General features: G+C 69.4%; 19 protein-coding genes. 4 read left to right on the forward strand and 15 right to left on the reverse strand.

The window, feature by feature from the left end:
- Nucleotides 1-77: 77 nt before the first annotated feature.
- Both AC3WLZ_RS02920 and AC3WLZ_RS02925 read left to right on the forward strand, forming a co-directional pair.
- Nucleotides 78-410, forward strand: coding sequence for a hypothetical protein (locus tag AC3WLZ_RS02920; RefSeq protein ID WP_492468989.1), 333 nt, complete (start codon nucleotides 78-80; stop codon nucleotides 408-410).
- 140 nt (nucleotides 411-550) lie between these two features.
- On the forward strand, nucleotides 551-1,246 hold the full coding sequence (locus AC3WLZ_RS02925) for an arsenate reductase/protein-tyrosine-phosphatase family protein (RefSeq protein WP_492468990.1): 696 nt from the start codon (nucleotides 551-553) through the stop codon (nucleotides 1,244-1,246).
- Nucleotides 1,247-1,517: 271 nt separating this feature from the next.
- Here the strand turns inward: AC3WLZ_RS02925 and AC3WLZ_RS02930 are convergent, their stop codons facing one another.
- The 10 genes from AC3WLZ_RS02930 to AC3WLZ_RS02975 form a co-directional block, all read right to left on the reverse strand.
- On the reverse strand, nucleotides 1,518-1,685 hold the full coding sequence (locus AC3WLZ_RS02930) for a hypothetical protein (RefSeq protein ID WP_412923593.1): 168 nt from the start codon (nucleotides 1,683-1,685) through the stop codon (nucleotides 1,518-1,520).
- A gap of 109 nt (nucleotides 1,686-1,794) precedes the next feature.
- Nucleotides 1,795-3,798 (reverse strand): ABC1 kinase family protein, encoded by a 2,004-nt coding sequence (locus AC3WLZ_RS02935; RefSeq protein WP_492468992.1) that lies wholly within the window; start codon nucleotides 3,796-3,798, stop codon nucleotides 1,795-1,797.
- A gap of 337 nt (nucleotides 3,799-4,135) precedes the next feature.
- Complete coding sequence (locus AC3WLZ_RS02940) at nucleotides 4,136-4,348, reverse strand: hypothetical protein (RefSeq protein ID WP_412923595.1); 213 nt, start codon at nucleotides 4,346-4,348, stop codon at nucleotides 4,136-4,138.
- A 9-nt stretch (nucleotides 4,349-4,357) separates the two neighbouring features.
- Complete coding sequence (locus AC3WLZ_RS02945) at nucleotides 4,358-4,945, reverse strand: hypothetical protein (RefSeq protein WP_412923596.1); 588 nt, start codon at nucleotides 4,943-4,945, stop codon at nucleotides 4,358-4,360.
- Nucleotides 4,942-5,532 carry an Asp23/Gls24 family envelope stress response protein gene (locus AC3WLZ_RS02950; RefSeq protein ID WP_412923597.1) on the reverse strand — a complete coding sequence of 197 codons (591 nt, stop codon included), beginning with the start codon at nucleotides 5,530-5,532 and terminating at the stop codon, nucleotides 4,942-4,944. Before AC3WLZ_RS02950 ends, AC3WLZ_RS02945 begins: the two co-directional genes overlap by 4 nt.
- A complete protein-coding gene (locus AC3WLZ_RS02955; RefSeq protein ID WP_412923598.1) occupies nucleotides 5,529-5,918 on the reverse strand; it encodes a hypothetical protein in 390 nt (129 codons plus the stop codon). Before AC3WLZ_RS02955 ends, AC3WLZ_RS02950 begins: the two co-directional genes overlap by 4 nt.
- Entirely contained in the window at nucleotides 5,915-6,103 is a 189-nt protein-coding gene (locus AC3WLZ_RS02960; protein WP_412923599.1) for a DUF2273 domain-containing protein, read from the reverse strand. The genes AC3WLZ_RS02955 and AC3WLZ_RS02960 overlap by 4 nt, the downstream gene beginning before the upstream one ends.
- On the reverse strand, nucleotides 6,100-6,573 hold the full coding sequence (locus tag AC3WLZ_RS02965) for an Asp23/Gls24 family envelope stress response protein (RefSeq protein ID WP_492468993.1): 474 nt from the start codon (nucleotides 6,571-6,573) through the stop codon (nucleotides 6,100-6,102). Before AC3WLZ_RS02965 ends, AC3WLZ_RS02960 begins: the two co-directional genes overlap by 4 nt.
- A 177-nt stretch (nucleotides 6,574-6,750) precedes the next feature.
- Nucleotides 6,751-8,076 carry a UDP-glucose dehydrogenase family protein gene (locus AC3WLZ_RS02970; RefSeq protein WP_412923601.1) on the reverse strand — a complete coding sequence of 442 codons (1,326 nt, stop codon included), beginning with the start codon at nucleotides 8,074-8,076 and terminating at the stop codon, nucleotides 6,751-6,753.
- A gap of 73 nt (nucleotides 8,077-8,149) precedes the next feature.
- A complete protein-coding gene (locus AC3WLZ_RS02975) occupies nucleotides 8,150-9,724 on the reverse strand; it encodes a sugar transferase (RefSeq protein WP_412923602.1) in 1,575 nt (524 codons plus the stop codon).
- Between the two features lie 333 nt (nucleotides 9,725-10,057).
- Here AC3WLZ_RS02975 and AC3WLZ_RS02980 point away from each other — a divergent pair, with 333 nt between their 5' ends.
- Nucleotides 10,058-11,146, forward strand: coding sequence for a PIG-L family deacetylase (locus AC3WLZ_RS02980; protein ID WP_492468995.1), 1,089 nt, complete (start codon nucleotides 10,058-10,060; stop codon nucleotides 11,144-11,146).
- Between the two features lie 37 nt (nucleotides 11,147-11,183).
- On the opposite strand, the gene AC3WLZ_RS02985 is transcribed toward AC3WLZ_RS02980, so the two are convergent.
- Nucleotides 11,184-11,708 carry a YbhB/YbcL family Raf kinase inhibitor-like protein gene (locus AC3WLZ_RS02985; protein ID WP_492468996.1) on the reverse strand — a complete coding sequence of 175 codons (525 nt, stop codon included), beginning with the start codon at nucleotides 11,706-11,708 and terminating at the stop codon, nucleotides 11,184-11,186.
- A 346-nt stretch (nucleotides 11,709-12,054) separates the two neighbouring features.
- Here AC3WLZ_RS02985 and AC3WLZ_RS02990 point away from each other — a divergent pair, with 346 nt between their 5' ends.
- A complete protein-coding gene (locus AC3WLZ_RS02990; protein WP_412923605.1) occupies nucleotides 12,055-13,038 on the forward strand; it encodes a PIG-L family deacetylase in 984 nt (327 codons plus the stop codon).
- 7 nt (nucleotides 13,039-13,045) lie between these two features.
- On the opposite strand, the gene AC3WLZ_RS02995 is transcribed toward AC3WLZ_RS02990, so the two are convergent.
- The 4 genes from AC3WLZ_RS02995 to AC3WLZ_RS03010 form a co-directional block, all read right to left on the reverse strand.
- Nucleotides 13,046-14,176 carry a sensor histidine kinase gene (locus tag AC3WLZ_RS02995; RefSeq protein WP_492468997.1) on the reverse strand — a complete coding sequence of 377 codons (1,131 nt, stop codon included), beginning with the start codon at nucleotides 14,174-14,176 and terminating at the stop codon, nucleotides 13,046-13,048.
- Nucleotides 14,173-14,820 (reverse strand): response regulator, encoded by a 648-nt coding sequence (locus AC3WLZ_RS03000; RefSeq protein ID WP_412923607.1) that lies wholly within the window; start codon nucleotides 14,818-14,820, stop codon nucleotides 14,173-14,175. The genes AC3WLZ_RS02995 and AC3WLZ_RS03000 overlap by 4 nt, the downstream gene beginning before the upstream one ends.
- Before the next feature lie 93 nt (nucleotides 14,821-14,913).
- Nucleotides 14,914-15,330: an organic hydroperoxide resistance protein gene (locus AC3WLZ_RS03005; protein ID WP_412923608.1), complete on the reverse strand. Its 417-nt coding sequence runs from the start codon at nucleotides 15,328-15,330 to the stop codon at nucleotides 14,914-14,916.
- An 80-nt stretch (nucleotides 15,331-15,410) separates the two neighbouring features.
- Complete coding sequence (locus AC3WLZ_RS03010) at nucleotides 15,411-15,890, reverse strand: MarR family winged helix-turn-helix transcriptional regulator (protein ID WP_412923609.1); 480 nt, start codon at nucleotides 15,888-15,890, stop codon at nucleotides 15,411-15,413.
- Between the last annotated feature and the right edge of the window lie 88 nt (nucleotides 15,891-15,978).

A 15,978-nucleotide genomic window follows, 5' to 3' on the forward strand; every position in this document is an offset into this window, starting at 1 on the left:
GCTCGTGCTTCACTTCCCTCGTGCCCACCGACGATCGGGTCGCCCGTGAGGGCGATCCGGAGAAAGAGGTGTCCGGCATGAGAGAAAACGATGTCCGCCCGGTGCGTACCGAGGCTCGCTGCGGATTCCCGTGGTGCACGACGCTCCACGGAGAGACCGCTCACCCCGACGACGAAGCGCATCGCAGCGCCGGTGTGGGTTTCACCGCGCGCGTTCGGTCCGTCGATGAGACCGGGGCGGGGGCGGAGGCCGATGTCGAGGTCGGGATCCTCCGGCGTCTCGACGATGACGAGGACTGGCTCGTGGTCGAGGTTGCGGGCGAGGGGCTCGCGTTCGGCCGAGACGGAGTGCGGCAGCTTCGTCGCATCCTGGTCGAGAACCCGCAGATCCGCGAGGCGTTCCTCTGCTGAGTACGACCTCCCGTCCTGTCGTCGTGATTCACCCGGCGCCGCGCTCCGTAAGGACGTTGACGAATGGGCAGTGGTCGAGCCGCGAGGCGCTGAACTAGGGGGAGCGGACGCCACCCCGGTCCGTTCGCCGAAAGGTCCCCGTGAGTGCATCATCGCCCACGCGCGTGCTGATCGTGTGCACCGCGAACGCGATCCGATCCCCCTTCCTGGAGTATCTGCTCAGGGCGAGGTTCGCCATGTCCGGAGTCACCGGCGCGCTCATAGAGAGCGCCGGTTCCGCGGCGCGGCCGGGAAGCCCCGCTGCGCCGCAGGCCGTCGAGATCGGTCGGTCGTACGGCCTCGATCTCGATCGTCACCGCACGCGCCGCCTTGACGAAGCGATGCTGCGGGATTCCCCGATCGTGCTCTGTGCGGCGGCAGCGCACCGGCGAACCGTCCTCGACATGCGGCCCGATCTTCTGGACTCCACGTTCACGATTCGGGAGTTCGCGCGCCTGCTCACCGAGGGTCCGGATGGTGAGCGCGACGACTTGCCGTCGCTGGTTCGGGCCGTCGCGCGGCGTCGCACGCGGGTTCGCCCGGCCTCCGCGGGAGACGACGACCTCGTCGATCCGATCGGCCAGCCGCTCGCCGTGTGGGAACAGTTCGAACGCGATGCGGTGGCGGCCGTCGAGACCATCACCGCCTACGGGGCGACGGCGCTACGAGGCGGAGCCGGTCTCTCGCTGACGACCACCGCGCCGGCGACGCGGCGCGAGATGCGGGCCCGGCGCGCGCCGGGCCCGCCCGACGATGCGGCATCCGCGCCGCAACTGCTCACCGGCGGAGGCAGCTGAGCCGGTGTCTCAGGTGGCGTGCCACTGAGACACCTGCCGCTCCGATGAGGCCGAACGGGAGTGCCGTGGGCAGCGCGTGCGCCAGGGCCTCGTACAGCGGTCCGGCCCACGCGTCGACGTGCTTCGGGCACAACGTGATGACCCCCCCCGAGCGACGAGGTGACTCGCGCCCACCGCGACGCCGAGATCAGGGCCTCGACCGTGGTGGTGAATGGAGATGCTTCACGGTACGAAACCGTCCCCGTGCGCCGGTCCGCCCGCGCGCGAGCGCTCAGAGGGTGACGGCCCCGCTCAGGCTGGCGGCCGACGGAACGTCGACCTCCCGCCCCTCTTCGCTGTCGGCGCGGGCGATGATTCGGCCGAGGCCGATCCCTGCAGCGAGAGCGGTGACGATCCAGGCGACGATACCGACGAAGACGGCGGCGACGACAACGACCATGGGACTTCTCCTTTGGAGTCCGGTGGTGCACAACGGGTAGCTGGTCGACACTCTAGCGCCCACCGGGCAGGGAAGAACTGGTTGCCGCGCCGTGACGTGATGCGCTATGTCAGCGGCGCCGACCGAACGTGCGTCGGACCACCCGAAGCAATCCGAGGAATCCGAACAGTCCGATGACCGCTCCCAGAATGGCGAACAGCGTCACCGACCCGCCGAGCACGGGTCCGCCACCGGCGACGATCAGCACGACGGCGATGACGACCGCGGCGATCGAGACCAGGGTGGTGGCGATCTCCGACGTGATCCGACTGAGGATGCCACTGGTATCGGTTCCGTCGTCGGACCGGAACGTGATACCGATCGAACCGCGCTCGATGCCCGTGAGCAGAGCCTCGAGGCGCTGTGGCATCCGCTGCAGCCGGGCGAGGGAGATGACCGCGCCGGCCTGAAGATCGGTCGCAGCGCGGCTGAGCGAGATCGTGCGCCTGAGCAGTTTCGGCATGAGGGGCAGTGCGCGGCCGACCATGTCGAAGTCGTCGACGATGACGCGCAGACACCCCTCCAGAGTCGCAAAGCTGCGCAGAGCGGATGCCAGCTCACCCGGAAGAGCGATCCGGTGCTGCCGGATGACGTCGACGATGCGGGTGAAGATCGACCCCTGGCCCACACTGCGGACGTGCTCGGCCGTCAGCACGATACCGACGTCGTGCCGAAAGGCATCCAGGTCGACATCGTCGGGCGCGTCGACGATGAGCAGCAGCGCGTCGGTGGCGGCGACATCGTTCTCGCTGAGCGCCGCGAGCAGAAACGCCGTCATGTGCTGGCGACGACTGCGTTCGATGATCCCGACGGCTCCGAAGTCGATGAGACCCAGGGTTCCGTCGCGTGTGAGGAGGACATTGCCGGGGTGGAGGTCGGCATGGAAGACGCCGTAGACGAGAATCTGCTCGATGACCGTCGTCATCAGGACCTCGGCCAAGCGATCGCGTTCCTCGGCCGTGAGGGTCGCGAGGTGCTCGGCCGAGTCGCCGAGCGCCGCTCCGTCGACGAGTTCCATCGTCAGCACGCGCGTGCTGGAGGCTTCGGGATAGGCGGTGGGGACGGTCACCAGCCCGCGACGGGCGGGTTCGGCAGCGTCGATGTGCTCGATGGTGGCGCGGATCATCTCTGTGTTCCGAGCCTCGACACGGTAATCGAGCTCCTCCAGAAGAGTCGTGGTGAAGCCGCGGGCGACCGACTCGATGCGCAGGTCGCGCCCCACCCGGGTGCGCGCCTCGGCGCGGTGCGCAAGGCGGCCGATGATGTCGGCATCCGCCTCCACCTGGGCGCGGGCGGCGGGACGTTGCACTTTGACGACGACGCGACTGCCGTCGCGAAGGGTTGCGCGATGCACCTGCGCGACGGAGGCAGCGGCGAGGGGGCTCGGGTCGACGTCGGCGAAGATCTCGTCGATCGGTCGTCCGAGGTCGCTCTCGATGACCTCGCGCACGGTCTCCCAGGGGAGGGTCGTGGCGCTCGTCTGCAGCGAGGCGAGGGCGCTCAGGTAGGGCTCGGGGATGAGGTCGCGGCGCGTCGAGAGCACCTGGCCGAGCTTGACGAAGCTGACGCCGGCGTCGTTGATCGTCGCAACGATGGCGCGGGCCCGTTCCTCCGACGTGCTGAGCTGTTGTTCGACGCGGGAGTGCCCGCCGTGGAAGAGCCACCCGACGCCATGACGCGAGGCGATCGCCAGGATCTCCAGATACCGGCGCGTGCGTTTGCGCTGACGGAGGGCCGCGCGGATGACGTCGATGGGATTCGGAAGCGGCCGTGTGGGAAAGATGGCCTCGCTTGCCACGAGGGCGGCGACCCCGAGCGCGAAGACCCAGCTGATGGAGAGGGCGATGAGTCCGACCCACAGCCACACGTCGTCCGCGGCGAGAGTCGCGCCGTCGGGCATGCCCGTCTGCCGAAGGACCCATCCGGCCGCGGGTACCCCGAGGAAGAACACCAGCAGGCCGACCACGATGCTCCGCGGCCATCCCACCGCCGTCCCCAGGATCTGCCGGGCGACGAACCCCACGAGGACGGCGCAGACGACCGCGAGGACGGCGATGAGCAGGGTGACGACCACGGGGTCAGCGTAGCCGCCGATCACGCGATGCGGACGAGACCGCACCCGGGACAGACCCAGGCGGCCGTGCGGTGCCATCCTCGCGGCTCGAGCGTATGGAGGCACCGGTCGCAACGGGGAGGGAAGCCGCCCGGATCTTCGCGGAGGGCCGGAAGGATTTCGGGGGACACCGGGGGGAGATCGTGAGGCGGGTGCATGGGGGCCCTTCTGTCGAGGGCATTCTGACATGCGCATGCGACAGGGTGCGGATCGGATCTCGATACGCCCGCCTCGAGCGCAGAGGACGGGGGAGGAGCGTCGACGCCCCTCCCCCGTTCCGCGAGTCTCGCGTCTCGCCCTAGCGGCGGAAGTCCCGCAGGGCCTTCTTCGCCTTCTTCGAGGCTTGGGCGGCCGCCTTCCGGCGACGTCGGCGCGACCGAGGGTCGTCCCACAGGCGCACGACCTGGTGTCCGACCGACTCCCGACTCTTGACCTGTACGCGGCCGGTGCGGGTGCCGAGGACATACGCCAGCACGACGAGGCCGCCGACGATGATGATGCGATTGCGCATGGCACCCTCCTAGTTCAAACGCTTCTGGTCGTGCGCGAGCCTCGCACGGAGGCTGGAGTGCACCGAGATGTAGGTGCGGAACTGCTGACCGGTCAGGGTGCCGAGATTCGTCACCAGCGTGTCGACGTACTCGGTGATCTGCCGAGGAGAGGTGTTCTGCCGCGGCGTCACGCTCACGTGCAGGACCGTCTCCTTGCGCACCTCGTTCGAGTGGATGCGCGACGTGAGGATCTCGTCGCGCTCGTCGAGCGAGTTCTTCAGCGCCGCGGACGCGAACCCGTCCGTGACCGTGATGCGACCGGCCTCGCTCTCGGCGCCCGTGGACTGCAGGGGCACACGGTGCTTGCCACGGACGGCGCCGATGGCGACGAGGACGAGCACGATCACCACGATCGCGAGCGCCGCGATGGCGCCGATGTCGAGGGAGGGCTGACCGATGCCCTCTGCCCATCCGCGGACGGAGTCGGCAGACTGCGTCCAGAGCTCGGCTGCGCCGGGCACGGCAGCGACGACGATCAACACACCGCCCAGTGCGATCACGACGAGTGCGACGACGAACAACACGATGCGGTTGAGCGCGCGGTTGGTGTTCCTCATCGGGAGCCCTCCTTTCCCGGGTCGAGCGGTCGCTCGATGCGGATGTGCGTGCGGACAGACGGGGTGAGCCGGTACGAGGCCACCTCCTCGTCGACGATCCGACGGAGGTCATCGGCATCCACCGGGATGCCGAGGGGCGGCCGGACTGTCACGTCGACCGCGCGGTGGGCGACGCCCACGACGACGTTCTCACGGGCGATGCCGGACTCGGTGCTCAGGTGCTGCGCGATCGAGGAAGCCACGACGCCGTTGTCGACGACGACGGCGCGCTCGCCCCAGGTCATCTCGTGCTTGGAGAGGCGGCCGGGAGCCACGGCGATCAGCAGGATGATGAGACCGACGAGAGCGATGCCGACGCCCGCCGCGATCAGTGCCGCCGGCACCACGGCTGTCGGGAGCGCAGCGACGGAGTCGAATGCCGCCCCGGGGTCGACGAGGAGCGGCGGTCGGCCGGCCAGGGAGAGAGCGATTTCGAGGCCGGCGTAGATCGCGGCCAGGATCAGCAGCACCACGACGACGAGCATCGCGCCCGTGCGGGGGGAGTGCGTCTCACGACGCACGACGGTACGCAGGACGGAATCGGTCATCTCACCCTCCTCTTCTTCGGGGCGGTCGCCCCGGCGATGGTCAGGTCCACCCGCGACACCTCGCGCCCGAACAGACGCGTGAGGCGGTCGTGGAGATCGTTCTGGATGCCGCGCGCAGCCTCGAGCACGGGAGTGGCGGCGCGGATGGCCTCGGTGTCGTCGAGGCGGGGGACCGGGAACGGAGCCTGGACGCGCACCACGACGGTGTCGCGCGAGGCGGCGATGTCGACCGACACGTCGGAACGGTCGATGCCGATCGCTTCCGCGGCGGCCTGTTCTGCCGCCTTGCGGAAGACGCGATCGGCCACGTCCACGCGACCGCCGGTGTGCACGGTGACCCCGCCCCCCGGGGTGGCGGTGGCCACCCCGGGAAGCGCGGAGGTCACGATGTGCTCCGACCCGAGAATGCGTTGGCGATACTGCGGATGTCGATCTGGCCCGACACGATGCGGCCGATCACGGCGCCGATCACCATGAACACGGCGACGAGGAGGAAGCCCCAGAATCCGAAGATCAGTGCGGCGGCGGCCAGGACGAGTCCGACGAGTGCGCCGGTGAGTGTCGGGTTCATGAGACGCGCGCGGGGGTCGAGTCGTCGTCATCGTCACCCGGGATGTGGATGTCGTTGACGTCGACGTTGACCTCGACGACCTCGAGGCCGACGAGACGGCTGATGGCGCCGGCGACGCGGGCGCGCACCTGGTCGGCCACCTCCTGGATGGGTGCCGGGTACTCGACCACGATGGTGAGGTCGGCTGCGGCCTGGGTCTCGCCCACTTCCACCTTGACGCCCTGCGTCAGGTCGGTCGCGTTGATCGCGTCGCGGATCGCGCCCAAGGCGCGGGCACCGCCTCCGCCGAGGGCGTAGACGCCGGCGATCTCACGCGCGGCGATGCCGGCGACCTTGGCGACGACGGAGTCGGCGATGGTGGTCTTCCCGGCGGTGTCGGCGGCGGCGGTTTCGGCGCCGGTGAACGCGCGGTCCACGCGCGACCCCTGCGGCGCGGCGACCGGCGCCGCGGGCTTCTCTTCGATAGCCATCGGAGTGTCCTTCCAGTACGTTCTGCCCGGGTGATCCCGGTGCAGCGGTGTTCGCTACTGGTGAGACGCACCGAGGAGGGGATTCGTCACGCGCCGCACGAAGATCTTTCCCCGCCGCCATGGACGACGAACGCCCCGGCACTGCTGCCGGGGCGTTCGAGTGATGCTTCTCTGAGGTCAGGGGCGTCCCATGCCGTAGTACGTCCAACCGGCCGCGCGCCAAGCGACGGGATCGAGGCAGTTTCGCCCGTCCACCACGACGCGACCGGCCGTCAGCTCGGCGGCGTGCGCCGGGTCGAGATCGCGGCGGTACTCGTCCCACTCCGTCACGACGATGACGGCGTCGGCGTCGCGCAGCGCCTCGTCGCGGTCCTCGACGTAGGTCAGCTGCGGGTGGATGCGGCGGGCGTTCTCGATCGCGGCCGGGTCGGTCAGAGTGACGTCGGCGCCCAGACCGTGCAGGCGCACGGCGACGTCCAGGGCGGGCGAGTCGCGGATGTCGTCGCTGTGCGGCTTGAAGGCGGCACCGAGCACGGTCACCTTCTTCTCGAACACCGAGCCGCCCAGTGCCTGGACGGTGAGGTCGACGGCTCGATCACGGCGTCGGAGGTTGATCGCGTCGATCTCTCGCAAGAACGCCACCGACTCGCCGCGGCCGAGCTCTTCGGCCCGCGCGGAGAAGGCGCGGATGTCCTTCGGCAGGCACCCGCCGCCGAATCCGATGCCGGCGCCCAGGAAGCGGCGGCCGATACGAGCGTCGTGACCGATCGCGTCGGCCAGGGTGGTCACGTCGGCACCGGTGACCTCGGCGATCTCGGCCATCGCGTTGATGAAGCTGATCTTGGTCGCGAGGAAGGCGTTGGCCGAAACCTTCACCAGCTCTGCCGTGGCGTAGTCGGTGATGATGAACGGAGTGCCCTTGGCAATGGACGGGTGATACACCTCGCGCAGGACGTCGGCGGTGCGAGCGCCTTCCTCGGTCGGGCCACCGTCCGCGCTCGGCACACCCGCGACCAGACGGTCGGGATCGATGGTGTCCTGCACGGCCCATCCCTCGCGCAGGAACTCCGGGTTCCAGACGAGCGTGGCGCCCCGTTCGCTGACGCGCGGTGCGAGGGACTCGGCGGTGCCGACCGGCACAGTCGACTTGCCCGCGACGATGTCGCCCTCGGAGAGGTAAGGGAGCAAGCCGTCGACGGCCGCGTGCACATACGTCAGGTCGGCGGCATATCCACCGGGCTGCTGCGGCGTGCCGACGCCGATGAAGTGGACCTTCGCGCCCTGCGCGGCCGCCATGTCGGTCGTGAACGACAGGCGTCCCGAGGCGATGCCCTCAGCGAGGATCTCCTGCAGTCCGGGTTCGAAGAAGGGTGCCTCCCCCTTCGAGAGCGAGTTCACCTTGCGCTCATCGACGTCGATACCGACGACCTCGTGTCCGATCGAGGCCATCGCCGCAGCGTGGACGGCTCCCAGGTATCCGCAACCAATCACAGAAAGACGCACGGGTCTCCTCCAGCTTTGTATCGAGACGGCACGCGAGTGTCGCACCGTCGACCCGCGCGGGAGCGCGGGGAGTTCACGCGGCCGTCTCGCCCGGCGCCAGTGCGGCGCGAGCGGTCTTGCCCAGAATGACGAAGTCGCCGACGAGCGTCCAGTTCTCGACGTACGAGAGATCGAGGCGCACCGACTCCTCCCAGGAGAGGGAGGATCGACCGCTGACCTGCCACAGGCCGGTGATACCGGGCTTGGCGAGGAATCGACGGTGCACGTGGTCGGCGTAGAGGGCGACTTCCGACGGCAAGGGCGGCCGCGGGCCGACAAGCGACATCGATCCGCCGATCACGTTGAACAGTTGCGGGAGCTCGTCGAGGCTGAACTTGCGCATGATCCGACCGATCGGGGTCACCCGCGGGTCGTTCTTCATCTTGAAGAGCACTTCGTTGCCGGCATCCCGCTCCTGCTTCGCGAGCTGCTCGAGCAGGTCTTCGGCGTTGACCACCATCGACCGGAACTTGATCATCGTGAACTCGCGGCCGCGGAATCCGACGCGCTTCTGGCGGAAGAACACGGGGCCTTCGCTGGAGAGGCGCACGGCCATGGCGAGGAAGGCCAGGAGAGGACTGAGAACGATCACCCCGGCGATGCTCGCGACCAGGTCGACGGTGCGCTTGAGGAAGACCTGTCCGCGGGAGAACCGGGGCGTCTCGACGTGGATGAGGGGCAGCCCGGCGACCGGTCGCGTGTGGAGGCGCGGGCCCGCGATGTCGATGATGCTCGGTGCGAGAACGAGGTGCTGGCGACCCGCCTCGAGGCTCCAGGAGATCTGCTTCACCTTGTCGGCGGGAAGCTCGTCGGCGCTCGTCACGGCGACCGTGTCAGCCCCCGTCACCTGCAGGGCACGGGCGATGTCACCCACGTGACCCATCACCGGGATGTCCGTCCCGGGGATGGTGTCGGCGACCTTGCCGCTCGGCACGCACGCGCCCACCACTCGGTAGCCGGCGTTGGTGTTGCGGGCGAACTCGCGAGCCAACTGCGTGACGGACGCGAGCGATCCGACCAGCAGCACGTTCGCGGAGTACTTGCCGTGCGAGCGCTGGACGATGAGCCACTGACGCCAGAGCCAGCGCGTGAAGATGAGGACGAGGATGCCGACGGGCAGGCTGATCAAGAGGTACCCGCGTGCCACATCGATCTGCGTGAGGAAGGCGATGATCGCGATCGTTCCGAACAGGCGGAAGCTGGAATCGACGATCCGGATGTACTCCTGCGAGCCGGTGCCGAGCACGCGGTCGCTCCGCGAGTCGATGAAGGACAACGCCCACATCCAGGCGATGATCAGCACGGCTGAGAAGACCCAGTACGACAGATCGGTGATCCGACTGTCACGGCTCGCCGCGATGGCGGCGTTGCCGGTGCCGAACCACGCCAACTGCGTGCCGTACACGACCCAGATCAGGGCGGCGAGATCGGTCAGGATGAGGTTGCGGCGATAGCGTTGGCGCCAGCGGTCATGCGTCGAAGGGCTGGCCTGGGGAGCGCGGTCCAAGAAGGATGCGTGGCCCGGAGTCTTCGTCGTCGGCGCATCATCGATGTCGCCGACGGCGCCCTGCGACGTCGATGTCGCGTCGACCTGGAGGTCAGACGTCACAGTGCTTAGGCCCCTTTCCCCGGGTGTGCCGGATCGTGGTTCTCGTGCTGAACGATAACAGCCTGAACTCACCCCGTGAATCACCCCTGTATGAACGAGTTGTTTCCTGAGTACCCCGGATCGTCATCCTGAGTTTCCCTCGGGAAACGGCCTGTCCTCCAATTGGGGGACGCCCTATGACCTGCCCGATCTCCGCAACCCAACACGATCTCGCGGCGATGTCAACCGTGTTCTCGCTAGTGGCATTGTTGGTATTCGCGCGCGAGCCGCTTACACTCGACACGGTTCTCGACATCCACACTGTCGTGGGACGCGACTCCGGGGGGATCGCCGATGACACTCGAGAGCCGGTGGACCCGTCTGCGCGCCCGCGTCGCGCCGAGCGTCCTCACCGCGGGGCTGGCCGTTCTCCTCCTGATCGGCGGGTCGATCGTGGTGTCCAGCGCGTTCGGGGTCTGGCCGCTCGGGGTCGCGCGCAACGATGCCGCTCCCGCCCCCATCGCATCAACGAGCCCGGACGTGATCGCGCCCATCCCGAGCGTCGCGCCGACACCGACGCCGACGCCGACACCGACGCCGGTCGTGCCTGCCTCGCCCGCCGCCCAGCCGTGCGACGGCGACACGGTTCTGACCATCTGGGCGCACCCCGACGACGACATCATCTTCGGCAACCCGTCGATCTCCGACGCCCTCGCCGCGGGTGAGTGTGTGCGCACGATCTTCCTGACCGCGGGTGATGCGGGCAGGGGGCTCGGATACGTGCATTCGCGCGAGCTGGGGATCCTGCGGGCGTACAACCACATGCGCGGCGCCGACGGATTCTGGGACTCCACGGTCCTCACATTGACGGGGGGACTGCGCGTGGAGCGGCTGAGTCCGCAGGGCGACCCCCGCGTCTCGGTGATGTTCGCGCGCCTGCCCGACGGGAACATCACGGATGAAGGCTTCGACTCCACGGGGCACGCGACGTTGAGCAAGCTCGTCGATGGCGCGATCGCGACACTGACCCCGATCGATTCCGGTCCGGCCGTGGACCGAGCGCAGCTCTCCGCATCCTTGGCCGAGCTTGCGGCGGCACTCCACCCCGTCCGCACGCTGACCCACGTCCCCCGAGGGAGCGCCTATGCTCCCGGCGACCACCCGGATCACTCGGTCGTGGGCACGCTGGTGCGGGATTCTGTCGGCCGAGACGCGTCGCTGGCCCCCGGCATCCGCTACCTCGTGGGGTATCCGTCGATCGACCTCCCGCGCACGCTGGAGGGTGCTGCCTTGGATGCCAAGGTCGAGACGTACCGCATCTACGCGCAACAGGATGACGTGGTGCGCTGTGCGGACCGCGATGCCTGCCTCAAGACGCGCAAGTTCGGGGAGTGGCTGCGGAGGTCGTACCCGCTGAGCGAGGCCGACCTCCGCATGTCCTGACGCCCCGTCCGAGAGCGCCTTCCCGACTCGGCGGCGGTCAGTGTGCGAACGTGCCGTGCACGATCGCGCGACCCCGCGTCTGGAACGCCAAGGCGAACGAGACGGCGGCCGGCGTTGCGTCGCCGTCGACACCGAGGCTCTCGGCACCCACGGCGTGGACGACGAAGAAGTAACGGTGGGGTTGGTCGCCCTCGGGCGGCGCGGCGCCCAGGAATCCGAGCTGTCCGGCGTCATTGCGCACGTGGAATGCTCCCGCCGGCAGGTCGCCGTCGGCGAAGCCCGGGGGAATCTCTCTGAGATCGCCGGGAAGGTCGACGAGGACCCAATGCCAGAAGCCGCTCGGCGTGGGGGCATCCGGGTCGAAGCAGGTGATCGTGAACGAGGCGGTGCCCTCGGGCACCTGGGACCACTTCAGATGGGGAGACGTGTTGCCGCGGGCCGCCACCTGGTCGTCCTTGAGGGGCTGGGAGTCGGTGACGTCATCGCTGACGACGTCGAAAGACGCGACCGCGGGAAGGAGCGGGTACGGATCGGGTGTGGGGGGACGAGTCAGATCAACCATGCCGGAACCATACGGCGGGGGGTTCGCGGGGCGGGCGGGCTTGCACGGGAGACCCACGCTGGGTAACCGCCCGCCGACGGTCGTCGGCAGATCGCGGAGGCAGAGTCCCGAAGTGCCCCCCGATCGGCGCCTTCCTCCCCGCCACTCGGTGGGGGCATGGCGTGGAGTGCCTGATTCCGGCGGGTCCGCGCGATAGCGTCGTACGGTCACGCCGCGCGCCGACGACCCGAGACCGTCGCCGCGTTCGGTCGGGGGGACACAGAACGGAGCTACGGTGCAGGACGAGGACCTTTCCGGGGCGGAAAGTGGGGGAAGGGATGCAGCGCGCGATGCGCGCCGCATTCGCGTGACCCGGCGCGGCCTGCTCATCGGCGGTCTGGCGTTGGTGGGCCTCGGTGGCGGTGCTCTGCTCGTCCGTCAACTGCGCCGTAGCGGCCCCCCGGTGGGCGCGTGGATTCCTCTTCACTCGATCGCTGCACCGACGCTGCCGGCGGGTCCCTCTCCGGCGAGCGAAGCGCCGGGCCCCGACACGGCGATGACGATCTGGGCGCACGCCGACGACGACATCATCTTCGCCAATCCCGAGCTCTCCACCGCCATCGCGGCCGGCGCGACGGTCCGCGCGGTCTACGTCACGGCGGGCGACGCCGGGAAGGGTCTCGACTACGCGCGGGAGCGGGAAGCCGGCATCCGCGCCGCGTACGACCTCATGCGCGGCTCGGTGGGCGAGTGGGACGAGCGGTCACTCACCCTGCTGAGCGGCGCGCGGGTGACGCGTTTCGTGCCGCGAGACGAGCCCCGCCTATCGATCACGGTCCTGCGTCTTCCCGACGGTGGGCTCAACGGGAAGGGCTTCGAGGCGACCGGAAACGCCGGGTTGACCCAGCTCGTCAACGGTGAGGTGGCCGAACTGGTCCCGGTCGACGGTGCCCCGGCATACGATCTCCCGCGTCTCACGGCCACTCTCGCCGAGCTTCTCGCCGCCGCGCAGCCCGGCCGGGTGAGCACCAACGTTCCGCACGAGAGCGCCTTCGCCCACGGCGACCACCCCGACCACTCGTGCGTCGGCTCCCTCGTGCGCGCCTCAGCGCCGGTCGTCGGTATCGCGGCCGAGGCGATGTCGTACTACATCGGTTATCCCTCGCAGGACCGGCCCGTGAACGTCACCGGCGAAGAACTGGATGCCAAGGTCGAGGTGTACCGCACGTACGCGGCGGACGACCCCGTGGTCCGGTGCGGAGAAGCCTCGACGTGTCTCGCGCAACCAGGCTTCGGCGAGTGGCTGCGGAGGACCTACCCGATGTCCGAGGGGGAGCTGCGCCTGTCCTGATCGGGCGTCACCGTCGCGGCGCGCGCCGCGGGAGGGACACCGACAGGCGGAAACCTCCGCCGGCTTCGCTGGCGGCGTCCAGCCGGCCGCCCAACAGCTCGGCTCGCTCCCGGAGACCGCGCAGACCCGTACCGCTCGACGGGAGGGTGAGGGCGGGCTCGGTCGGGGCGTCGTTCGAGATCACGACATCGATCGTCGCCGTCGTCGCGCGAATGCTGACCTTCACCACGGCGCCGGGAGCGTGCTTGCGGACGTTCGTGAGCCCCTCCTGCACGGTGCGATACACCGCCCGTTGCACCGCGGGAGCGAGGTCCACGGGAACCTCGGTGACCAGCTCGGCGCTCAGCCCGCTGTCGGCGACCAGGCTCGGCAGGTCGCCGAGCGTGGGTTGCGGCTTGTCGCCGGGAGCGGGAGCGCCTTCGGCTCGGAGAACGCCGACCATCTGGCGGAGTTCGTCGAGAGTGCGCACCGCGAGGGAGCGGATGACATCGGCCGCTCGGCGGGCGTCGGGATCCGCCGAGGCGACCTGGAGGGCGCCGGCCTGAACGGCGATGAGGCTCACCTGGTGGGAGACGACGTCGTGCATCTCCCGGGAGAGTCGTATGCGCTCGCGGCGGAGCACGTCCTGCTCGTCGCGAAGGCGTTCGGCGGCGCGGGCGGCGGAGAGCTCGGCGACACGGTCGCTGAGCTCGCGCCGTGTTCGGACGAGGGCGCCGAGAGCGATCGGGGTCGCGGCGTACAGCAGCGCGTACAGCAGCGAGGGGGCGAGATAGTCCAGTTCCGGCAGCTGCCAGTCGGGGAGGAGGAAGCACGCGAACGTCACGGCCCCCGCGATGAGGAGCGGCGGGAGGCGCCGCTCGCGGACCGCGACGGAGTAGAGAGCGATCGGCGCGGCGATCGTCATGGCATCCACCACGAGTCCGGGCAGAACCAGCGCAAACGCCACCCAGGGCAGCCGCCGGCGGACCAAGAGTCCGAGCACCGCGATGGCGGCCAGGGCGATTTCGAAGGGCGTCCAGCGCGGGAGAAGAACGATGACGTCGACCACCGCCGCCGCGGCGAGCGCCACGTCGGTCACGACCGCGAACCACCTGCTGCCGGTGACCTCCGCCAGCCGATCGCGCGCGACGCGGGTCACTTCCGGTCGCCGCCCCGGCGGGCGCGCTCCGCGATGAGGGCTGCTTCGAGACGCGTCGATACAGACAGCTTCGCGAGGATGGCGCTCACGTGGTCCTTGACCGTCGCTCCGCTGAGATGGAGGCGTTTGCCGATCTCCGCGTTGGACTCGCCGGTGGGGAGGTGCTGCAACACGTCCCGCTCTCGTTCGGTGAGCAGCGCCACGCGTTCCACGGCGTCCGGGTCGGGGGCTCCGACGTACCCTTCGACGAGCGTGCGCGAGACCTGCGGGGAGAGCACCACGCCGCCGGCGGCGAGGGAACGCACCATCGCGGCGAGATGTTCTGGAGGGGTGTCCTTGACCAGGAACCCGGACGCGCCGTCGTGGAGCGCGCGGGCGATGTGGTCGTCCGTGTCGAACGTGGTGAGGATGCCGATGACGGGGCGGTCGGGGTCGTCGCGGAGATCGGCGAGCACATCCAGGCCGCTGCGCCCCGGCATCCGGATGTCGAGGAGGACGACGTCCGGGCGTTCGCGACGGATGGCTTCCACGGCCTGATCGCCGTCGACCGCGGCCACCACCTCGATGTCGTCGGCGGCGCCGAGGATCAGTTCGAAGCCGGAACGGACGAGGGCCTCGTCATCGACGACTACCACGCGGATCACGTCTGTCACACTACGACGGCGCGTGCCGTGCCGTCCCTGTGTGAACGGCGAAGGGGACGCCGTGTGCGCGGCGTCCCCTTCCTGCGAGCGGTGTCAGTCGTCCGAGACGGTGACCGTAACGTCGATGTTGCCGCGCGTGGCGTTCGAGTACGGGCAGACCTGGTGAGCTTCGTCGGCGAGCTGCTGGGCGAGGTCGTGCTCGACGCCCGGAAGCACGACCTCGAGCAGGACGGCGAGCTGATACCCGCCCTGGCCGTTCGGGCCGATCTGGACGCGCCCGCCCACCGAGGAGTCCTCGAGCTTGACCTTGTGGCCGCGGGCGACGGCGTGGAGAGCGCTGTGGAAGCACGCGGCATACCCGGCGGCGAAGAGCTGCTCGGGGTTGGTGCCGTTGCCGGAGCCGCCCATCTCCTTAGGGACGGCGACGTCCAGGTCGAGGTCGCCGGCGACGACGTGGCCGTTACGGCCTTCCCCGGTCGAGAGGGATTCGGCGGTGTAGAGGACGTCCATGGGTGAGGTTCCTTTCTCGAGGACGAACGGATGCCGGGAGGCACACGTGGGCAGGGACGGGCGCGCGGTGCGCCGGTCGATCAGGAGGCGAGTGTGCGCCCGCCGACCGCGTCCACCACGGTCTGCGGGTGGTCGCGGAGGTCGCGCATCGCGGCCGTCAGCTGCTGCAGGGCGCTGATCAGCTCGCGGGCGCTGTCGGCGTCGGTGAGGCCCGATCCGACCGCGATGCAGCGGGGGACGTGGGCGAGCTCTTCGCGCATCTCCCGTCCGCGCGAGGTGAGCGAGACGGTGACGACGCGCTCGTCGTCGGCGCGACGCTCTCGCGTGATGTAACCCGCGGACTCCATGCGGGCGAGCATGGGCGAGAGCGTGCCGGAGTCGAGCTGCAGGGCGTCGCCCAGGCCGCTGACGGTCTGGGCACCGTCGTTCCACAGCGTGACGAGGGCGAGGTACTGCGGGTAGGTGAGGTCCCACGGGTCGAGGAGCACGCGGTACGCCTGCGTCGTGGTGCGGCTGGCGGCGTAGAGGGCGAAGCACACGAGGGAGTCGACGGCGGGCATGGCAAAAGAGTTGCACACAATTCAATTGTGCACAACATGAATCAACGATCGCCCCCGAAGTCAACCCCTGCCGACGGCCGTTGGTTCG

This window comes from Microbacterium sp. FW305-3-2-15-F-LB2 (genome assembly GCF_058787255.1).

Bases quoted from the DNA above. Each gene is read 5' to 3' on its own strand.
- AC3WLZ_RS02920 (WP_492468989.1), top strand. From the start codon at position 78: ATGAGAGAAAACGATGTCCGCCCGGTGCGTACCGAGGCTCGCTGCGGA.
- AC3WLZ_RS02930 (WP_412923593.1), bottom strand. From the start codon at position 1,685: ATGGTCGTTGTCGTCGCCGCCGTCTTCGTCGGTATCGTCGCCTGGATC.
- AC3WLZ_RS02940 (WP_412923595.1), bottom strand. From the start codon at position 4,348: ATGCGCAATCGCATCATCATCGTCGGCGGCCTCGTCGTGCTGGCGTAT.
- AC3WLZ_RS02945 (WP_412923596.1), bottom strand. From the start codon at position 4,945: ATGAGGAACACCAACCGCGCGCTCAACCGCATCGTGTTGTTCGTCGTC.
- AC3WLZ_RS02950 (WP_412923597.1), bottom strand. From the start codon at position 5,532: ATGACCGATTCCGTCCTGCGTACCGTCGTGCGTCGTGAGACGCACTCC.
- AC3WLZ_RS02960 (WP_412923599.1), bottom strand. From the start codon at position 6,103: ATGAACCCGACACTCACCGGCGCACTCGTCGGACTCGTCCTGGCCGCC.
- AC3WLZ_RS02965 (WP_492468993.1), bottom strand. From the start codon at position 6,573: ATGGCTATCGAAGAGAAGCCCGCGGCGCCGGTCGCCGCGCCGCAGGGG.
- AC3WLZ_RS02980 (WP_492468995.1), top strand. From the start codon at position 10,058: ATGACACTCGAGAGCCGGTGGACCCGTCTGCGCGCCCGCGTCGCGCCG.
- AC3WLZ_RS02985 (WP_492468996.1), bottom strand. From the start codon at position 11,708: ATGGTTGATCTGACTCGTCCCCCCACACCCGATCCGTACCCGCTCCTT.
- AC3WLZ_RS03005 (WP_412923608.1), bottom strand. From the start codon at position 15,330: ATGGACGTCCTCTACACCGCCGAATCCCTCTCGACCGGGGAAGGCCGT.
- AC3WLZ_RS03010 (WP_412923609.1), bottom strand. From the start codon at position 15,890: ATGCCCGCCGTCGACTCCCTCGTGTGCTTCGCCCTCTACGCCGCCAGC.